This is a genomic window from Lactococcus ileimucosae, from assembly GCF_943193185.1.
GTDB lineage: Bacteria > Bacillota > Bacilli > Lactobacillales > Streptococcaceae > Lactococcus > Lactococcus ileimucosae.
On record NZ_CALPDE010000039.1, the window covers coordinates 1 to 7,410 of the forward strand.

Here is a 7,410-nt window from a genome sequence, read left to right on the forward strand (position 1 = left end):
CAGAACGGTTCTATCGATAACAACTGGGGGAACCCGGGACCAGATGACAATGTCCAACCCGACCAAATCAACTTTAGTATCATGGCACCGGGGACCATCTTTACTATGGCTGGGGAACAGTACCGTTATTTGGAGAATCAAGGTGGGGGGAATCATCTGATTATTCGGAATGAAGCTGGTGTACAGGTTTCTTGGGATAATCAGGATACTCGTCTCAATCAGTGGTATGATACTCTTGACCCAGAAGTTCAAGCCATGGTACAACCTGTAGAAAACACTTTTACAGTAGGAAGCATTGCATTTGATGACGTTACTTTTGAAGGTACTGGATGGATACCACTTCATCTAACAGGGGAAGTAGGAGCAGATAACTCTGCCGTTGACCTAAGTGGTACCAGCCGCGCTTTCTCACTGTCATTGGCAGATATGGCACGTTTGTCAGGTCCAGGACTAGCTTGGGAAAGTCGTGAGGAACGTCGCACGGGTGAAATGCGTACATGGTGGCTTCGGACGCCTGGAGAAAGTGGTAGAGGCTGGCGTTTGACCACTGGAGGTGTCCTGCAAACTTATGATTATAGCGCTCCACTAAGGATACGCCCAGCGCTTATCGTCCACCAGTAAGCAGGATATAGATAGGCATGCTCTCTCAAATTCCACTGAGGGACATGCTTTTTTATGTTCTCTGTGTGTGGCAGGCATTTGCTCATCAGAAAGTATTTTTTTGTATAATAGAAAGATGAAAAAGATAGCGATTATAGGCGGAGGCATCATTGGGATGACTTTGGCCAATTATTTAGATACAGAACAATTTGAAATTACGGTTTTTGACTCGGGAAAAAATCAAGCGACAGGAGCGAGCGCCGGGATTATTTCACCGTGGTTGTCCAAGCGACGCAATAAGAAATGGTATGCTTTAGCCCGAGATGGAGCGGCCTTTTTTGAGCAATTGGTGACGGATTTTAACTTAAACGAAAGTATCTATGAAAAATGCGGGACCTTGTTTTTGAGAAGCTCAGAAGCCCTTCAAGAGCTTGAACAGCTTGCCTTAGAGCGTAGAAAAACAGCGCCAGAGATTGGAGAAATTCGGCGTCTAAAACCAGAGGAAACAGAAAAAATGCTGCCCTTACTTAAAGCAGCGGAGAGCTTGTATATTTCAGGTGGGGGGCGTTTAGATGGAAAAGCTTACTTGGAACACCTTCGCGCACGAGCAGAGGCACAAGGGATTCACATCATTAAAACTGAAGCCAGAGTAAGGAGGAGAGGACATGGCTGGGAGCTTGTTTCAAGTCAAGAAAGTCTCCTTGTGGATGAGCTGGTTTTGACACCCGGACCAGCATTGAAAGAGCTGTTGGAACAGTTGGGGTATTCCACAGCTGTTTTTCCTCAAAAAGGTCAACTTTTGTCCTTTGATACAAACTTTGAGACCGGGCAGTGGCCAGTGGCTTTTTTGGATGGCGAGGCAGATCTCATTCCTTTTCAAGAAGGGCGTCTGCTTCTAGGTGCTACACATGAGAATGAAGCGGCTTGGGATTTAAGACCCACCAAAGAAGCTTTTGAACAGCTGACAAAGGGAGTACAGCCCTTTTTGAAAGAAGATTTTTTCACACAAACAACCTATAGCTATCGTGTCGGAACACGGGCATATACACCAGATTTTGCGCCCTTTTTCGGTCCAATGGCGGGCGAAGCAGGTTTAGCAGTGGCGAGTGGACTGGGCTCTTCAGGTCTAACAACAGGACCGTATATTGCTTATCTTTTAGCACAGTATCTCAACAGCCCCCAACGTCAGTGGGAGATGGGATTATATACCAAAGATGTAAAAAACTATATAAAAGCCAAAAATGCTTCAAAATAAAAGACGTATCGAAGGGTGTGTTATAATAGAAAAGATAGATTGAAAAAACAGAAAGATAATAATGGCCAAAATATCAGATTTAATCGTTAATACACCAGAAAAAACAGAAGTTGAAGGCATTTTTCATAAGCATCCGAAAGGGTTTGGTTTCGTGAATCCACTCGATGCAATCGACAAGAGCAATGACATCTTCATCTCACCAAAATTTACCAAATCAGCTATGGATGGAGATACTGTCCTTGTGCGAGTACTTCACCAAAAAAATGCGAAACGTGGTGCAGATGGGCAGATTATAAAAATTACAAAACGTTCTGTGACTGAAACCGTCGGCAGTTATAAAAGCTTATCCAGCAGGCAAAGTAAGCTGACAGGTTACAAAGGAACCATTCAACTCTACAATGATAAAATAACAGACCCCTTGTATATCAAGCAGTCTCTTCCTGGGTTACAGGAAGAAGATGTGGTGCGTGTCAAAGTAACACAGTATCCAAGTGAAGACAAAGCTTTTGAGGGGCAACTGTTAGAAATTATTGGTCACAAGGATGATGTTGGAATTGATATTTTAGAGGTGCTTTGCGCCATGAAAATTCCGCAAGAATTTACACCGGAGACACTGGCCCAGACGGAAGCAATCCCAGAAGAATTGACGGAAGAAGATTTTGCAGGACGTGACGATTACCGCTCAGAAATCACTTATACAATTGACGGTGAGGACTCGAAAGACTTGGATGATGCCATCCATGTTAAGAAGTTAGCCAATGGAAACTATGAGCTAGGTGTTCACATCGCTGATGTTTCTCACTATGTGACCGATGGTTCGCCTTTGGATGAGGAAGCCTTTGCACGTGCTACCTCCGTCTATGTGACAGACCGTGTCGTACCTATGTTGCCCGTTAAGCTGTCCAATAATCTTTGCTCGCTCAACGAAGCCCAAGAACGTTTGACCCTGTCCTGTGTGATGGAAATCAATAACTCAGGTAAAATTATCAATTACAAAATAGGTCCATCGGTGATTAAGACAACTTATCGCATGACTTATTCAACAGTGAATAAGATGCTCAATAAAGGGCGAGAAGGACACCGAGAAAGTTTAGAACAATTCCCTAAAATTGTGGACTCTGTTACTGTTGCTGGCGAACTTCACGCATTGCTCGAAGAGATGCGTCATCAACGTGGTATGATCGAATTTGACGAAAGTGAAGCAAAAGTTATCTTGGATGAAAAAGGTCATGCGATTGATGTTGTAAAACGTGATCGTGGGACAGCAGAACGTATGATTGAGTCTTTCATGTTGGCAGCCAACGAAACAGTTGCCCTTGATTTTCGGAAGAAAAAACTGCCCTCACTTTACCGCGTGCATGACAAACCAAAGGAAAAAGCATTTGCTAAACTGATGGAGAAAGCTGCAGATGCTGGGTTTAGTTTGAGCTCTGATTCTCATGAAGCCGTGAATTACTTTGCGGAAGAAATCAAAGGTACAGCATTTGAAAAAACGCTGACTTATCAGTTGCGTCATACCATGTCGACAGCTTTGTATTCTGAAAAAAATACGCATCACTATGGTTTAGCCGCGACGGACTATACACACTTTACGAGTCCGATTCGTCGTTATCCTGACTTGATTGTGCACCGTTTGCTTCATCTTTATCCAAAAGAGCACTCCAACCGTACAAAAGAAGAGTGGAAAGAACGTTTACCTGAAATCGCTAAACAGTCTTCTGACATGGAACATCGTGCAGTTGTGACAGAACGTATCGTTGATGCCATGAAAAAAGCAGAATACATGCAGGACCATATCGGTGAAGTTTACACAGCAACTGTAACTGGTGTCCAAAAGTTTGGGCTTTTTATGGAACTCGAAAATACTGTCCAAGGTTTGATTCGTACGGTCAATCTTCATACCGGTGTTGAAGAAGCTATCGAATTCGATGAAGAAGAAGACATTTTCAAGGGCAAAAAATCAGAAAAAACTTACCGCATGGGTGATGTCCTAAAAATTCGTGTTATTTCCGCCAACAAGCGTAAAGGGACCGTTGATTTTGAGGAAGTTATTGAAGAATAAAGGTTCTGTATACTCTGTGGTGGTAGATTAAAATCTACCGCCATTTTTTTGTAGAAAAAAGCCATAGTAATCCGCTAAAATGAAGTTACCAACCACCATTTTAGTTAGGATTCCTATGACTCATTCAGATTCTATCACACTTTCGCTCGACTTGAAAGCCTCAGAGTTAGATTTTCCACTGGAAAATTTTGTTCGCGAAGACTACACTAAGCTTACAGGGTATCACAAAGCCTTGATTTTCAAAGCCACCTATCGCCCCAAGCAGACCATTTGTAGTAGCTGTAGTGTCATTTCTGAGTCTCGTAAAGTCCGTGATTACAGGACTTCTGAGGTGCTTATGACACCTGCTGGACACAGGCCAAGAGTTCTGGAGTTGACCAAAGCAAAGTATAACTGTGCAGATTGTGGCGTTACTTTTACGCCTACACCTTATTTCGTAGAACCTGGGGGAATATCTTATCTACTGTTAAGGGCGCTATCTTCCTTGATTTCAAGGTCAAGATGGCAATGAAAGATGTGGCAAAGCGTTACTTTGTGTCGCCTGCTTTCTGCTGGAAAATCGTGGATCAAATCCCTTTAAAACAACCTTTTAGGCAGCTACCAGAAGTCCTTTGTTTTGATGAATTTAAAGCCACTCAAAATTCTGATAATGGCTTAGCTTTCGTCTACTCGGATGGCTTGACACATGATATTATTGACATCCTAGAAAGTCGTAAACAAGCGGACTTGATGGCCTATTTCCTGAAATTCCCTCGCTCTGAACGTCTGAAAGTCAAAACCATTGTCATGGACATGAATACCTCCTATCCTGCCCTCTTGACGATTTTTCCCAACGCTCAGCTGATTATTGACGGCTTTCATGTGGTCCAACAGTTGTCACGAGCCTTTAACCTGCTGCGGGTCAAGGAAATGAAGGCACTCAAAAACCTCAGGGGCGACAAGGGGAAAATCTACCGCAAATTCAAGAAATACTGGCGCCAGATCCTCAAATGGAACGGCAAGGTCAATTATCAGAACCGGAAATAATGGCCACTTTTCAGGGGCGAATGGCGGACCGAAGGTGAGGTCATTGATTATCTTTTGGCTTATAGCCCGCAGCTTCAAGCGGCTTATGAGGTCTATCAAAGTGCACTGGATGCTTTTCAGAACAAGCAAGCAGAGGACTTTTTTGAAGTCATCCAAACCCTGCCTGAAAGCTTGCCAGAGGACTTTAAAAAGTCTTGTCGTTACTTGCTTAAACACAAGCAGGCTATTTCACGAGGCATTGTTTCGCCCTACTCCAACGGCCCACTTGAAGGCAAGAATAATCTTTGTAAACTCATTAAACGCATTGCCTTTGGCTTTGTCAGATTTGACCATCTCAGAAAACGGATTTTACTCCAACAAATTCTCTCAAAAACAAACTAAAAAGCTACCCCAAGGCAACTTTCTCATACTCATTCTAACTCATTTTTAGCGATTACCACCGCAGAGTTGACAGAAGCTCAAATTTTACTTTGACTATGTTCTTCAAAAAATAATAAGAAGAAAAAATTTCTCCCACACGTTCATTTTAATTTTTTAACTGTCTTGCTCTGTGTATCTTCCAGATTATTTCGTTCTTTTTTATAAATTTTTCATCCCCTTTACAGGTCTTTGTCCTCTTTACAAATTTATACTTTGTATTATACAATATAATTACGGATTCGGTTTCAAGAGTCTCTAAAATTAAAAATGCTTCATTAAAAGACATTTAGGAGGAATGTTATGTTAAAACGACTAATGCTGAGTTTTGCTGTTTTGTTGGGTGTGCTTTGTTTGTCTGGTGCACCAAATCTTGCTTTTGCAGATGTAAGTAGCCAGTCTGCGATTGCTCAAAATCTTGATGAGAATGAGCAATTAACTGGAAGCTTCGTTTCCAAATACGATAACGCAATAGAAGTAGATAACAATAAATTTGTCCTTGATGAAAGTCTTTTACCTGAAAATACTACTCAGGACGAAATTATTAAATTGAAAGCAATAATCAAAGAAAGTAATTCGTTCTTGAATCAACAATTTAAAAAAGTTTCTAAAGAAAATATAGTTAAAACAGATAATTCCGTTGTTTTTGCAGAAAGCGCTGCGGTTGCTCAACAAGAAGCGAATGGTGTTCAAATCCAAGCGAGAATCAAATTTAAAGAAGGCAGTAATTATAGTCATACTTATTGGTGGGGGAAACGTGTAGGGGTTTCTCGTAGTAAAATTCGTCAAGTTTCTGGAGTAATCACTAGTTCGGCAGGTGTAGTTGCCGGAGTTTTGTATTTTATTCCTCATGCATATGCTAAGGCTGCTGCTGGTGCAATAGGAGCAGCAGCTGGAGCTTTGGGCTATCCTATGTCTAAGTTTCCGGGAGGAATCGTATTCAATACAACTCCAAATTATTCAGGTTCTCAAATTTGGGCTGTTGCTTTTCAATAACAAGGTGAAGTCATGAAAATATTTAAAATAATGCAATCTATAATTATAGTTATATGTACAGTGACTCTTATATATGGCTTAATAACTCATCAAAATGATTACAGTTATATTTTTACTTTAATTATTGCGATTGTTATGATTCCTGAGGGTCATAAACTTTATAAAGACATAAAACAAAAAAAGAGCCAACGTTAGCTGGAGCTTCTATAGAATAGACTTGTACTTAAAGACCAAGAAGAATTTTTTAAGTCTTTATCTTATCCTCTTTGGTATCCTTACACTTCGAGAGCACGAATTATGGAAATGGAAAAAATTAGCAAAATAAAAAATAAGTTCTATGAATAGCTCCTGTTAAAATGGACAAGAAATAAAAAAATATTTCGTCCATTTTAACAAGGAGCTTTTCTCATGCGTAAAAATCAAAAATACACAGGCGACTTCAAAGTGAAAGTCGCACAAGCTTATCTCTTTGAACATCTTGGGAGCTATCAAACGGTCGCCAATCACTTCGGCGTCGCCAACCTCACTCAAGTTCAAAACTGGGTCAAACTCTACGAGAAAGACCCTCAACTGCTCTACCAAGACAATCGTGGGAGGAAAGCCAAAATAAAGCTTGAAGCTCTTTCTCTGGAAGAACAAGTCAAGTTCCTCAAAATGGAGGTGGAACTCCTAAAAAAGCTACACAGCCTCTTGGAAAAGTAAGTACAAGAGTAAAATATCAAATCATTGACGAATGCAAAACTTCCTATCCTGTTCGTGTCCTTTGTGATTATCTAGGCGTTTCAAAAAGTGGTTATTATGATTGGCTCAATAAAGGCAAACCAAGCGTCCATGCTTGGAATACTTTTCTCGCTGAAAAGATACAGATTATCTTTGACTCCTCACACAAAGGCTATCGCTATATCTGGATGCAACTCCAAAGAATTTATGACGTCTTTGTGAACCCTAAAACGGTGCTACGCTATATGCAACTCCTGGGCTTAAGTTCTCCCATCCGAAAGAAACGCTTCACGTCATGCACGAGACGAGAACTCAACGAAAAAGCGAGAAAAGT

At 41.2% G+C, this 7,410-nt stretch carries 6 protein-coding genes and 2 pseudogenes; all 8 read left to right on the top strand.

Annotated elements, in window-relative coordinates; genetic code table 11:
• Positions 1 to 621, top strand: a pseudogene (locus NFR51_RS10440) (hypothetical protein); the annotation flags it as partial.
• A gap of 115 nt (positions 622 to 736) precedes the next feature.
• Positions 737 to 1,855 (top strand): NAD(P)/FAD-dependent oxidoreductase, encoded by a 1,119-nt coding sequence (locus tag NFR51_RS10445; RefSeq protein WP_251713595.1) that lies wholly within the window; start codon positions 737 to 739, stop codon positions 1,853 to 1,855.
• A 61-nt stretch (positions 1,856 to 1,916) separates the two neighbouring features.
• On the top strand, positions 1,917 to 3,917 hold the full coding sequence (gene rnr, locus NFR51_RS10450; RefSeq protein ID WP_251713596.1) for a ribonuclease R: 2,001 nt from the start codon (positions 1,917 to 1,919) through the stop codon (positions 3,915 to 3,917).
• Between the two features lie 115 nt (positions 3,918 to 4,032).
• The gene (locus NFR51_RS10455; RefSeq protein ID WP_251713597.1) at positions 4,033 to 4,428 is read left to right on the top strand and encodes a hypothetical protein; all 396 of its coding nucleotides are present in this window, start codon (positions 4,033 to 4,035) and stop codon (positions 4,426 to 4,428) included.
• Positions 4,425 to 5,324 (top strand): annotated as a pseudogene (locus NFR51_RS10460) (ISL3 family transposase). Before NFR51_RS10455 ends, NFR51_RS10460 begins: the two are co-directional and overlap by 4 nt.
• A 339-nt stretch (positions 5,325 to 5,663) precedes the next feature.
• Positions 5,664 to 6,356: a hypothetical protein gene (locus NFR51_RS10465; protein ID WP_251713598.1), complete on the top strand. Its 693-nt coding sequence runs from the start codon at positions 5,664 to 5,666 to the stop codon at positions 6,354 to 6,356.
• 408 nt (positions 6,357 to 6,764) lie between these two features.
• A complete protein-coding gene (locus NFR51_RS10470; RefSeq protein WP_202231711.1) occupies positions 6,765 to 7,058 on the top strand; it encodes a transposase in 294 nt (97 codons plus the stop codon).
• A gap of 158 nt (positions 7,059 to 7,216) precedes the next feature.
• Positions 7,217 to 7,410: helix-turn-helix domain-containing protein (locus NFR51_RS10880; RefSeq protein ID WP_369127882.1), on the top strand; the 194-nt coding region annotated here is incomplete at its 3' end.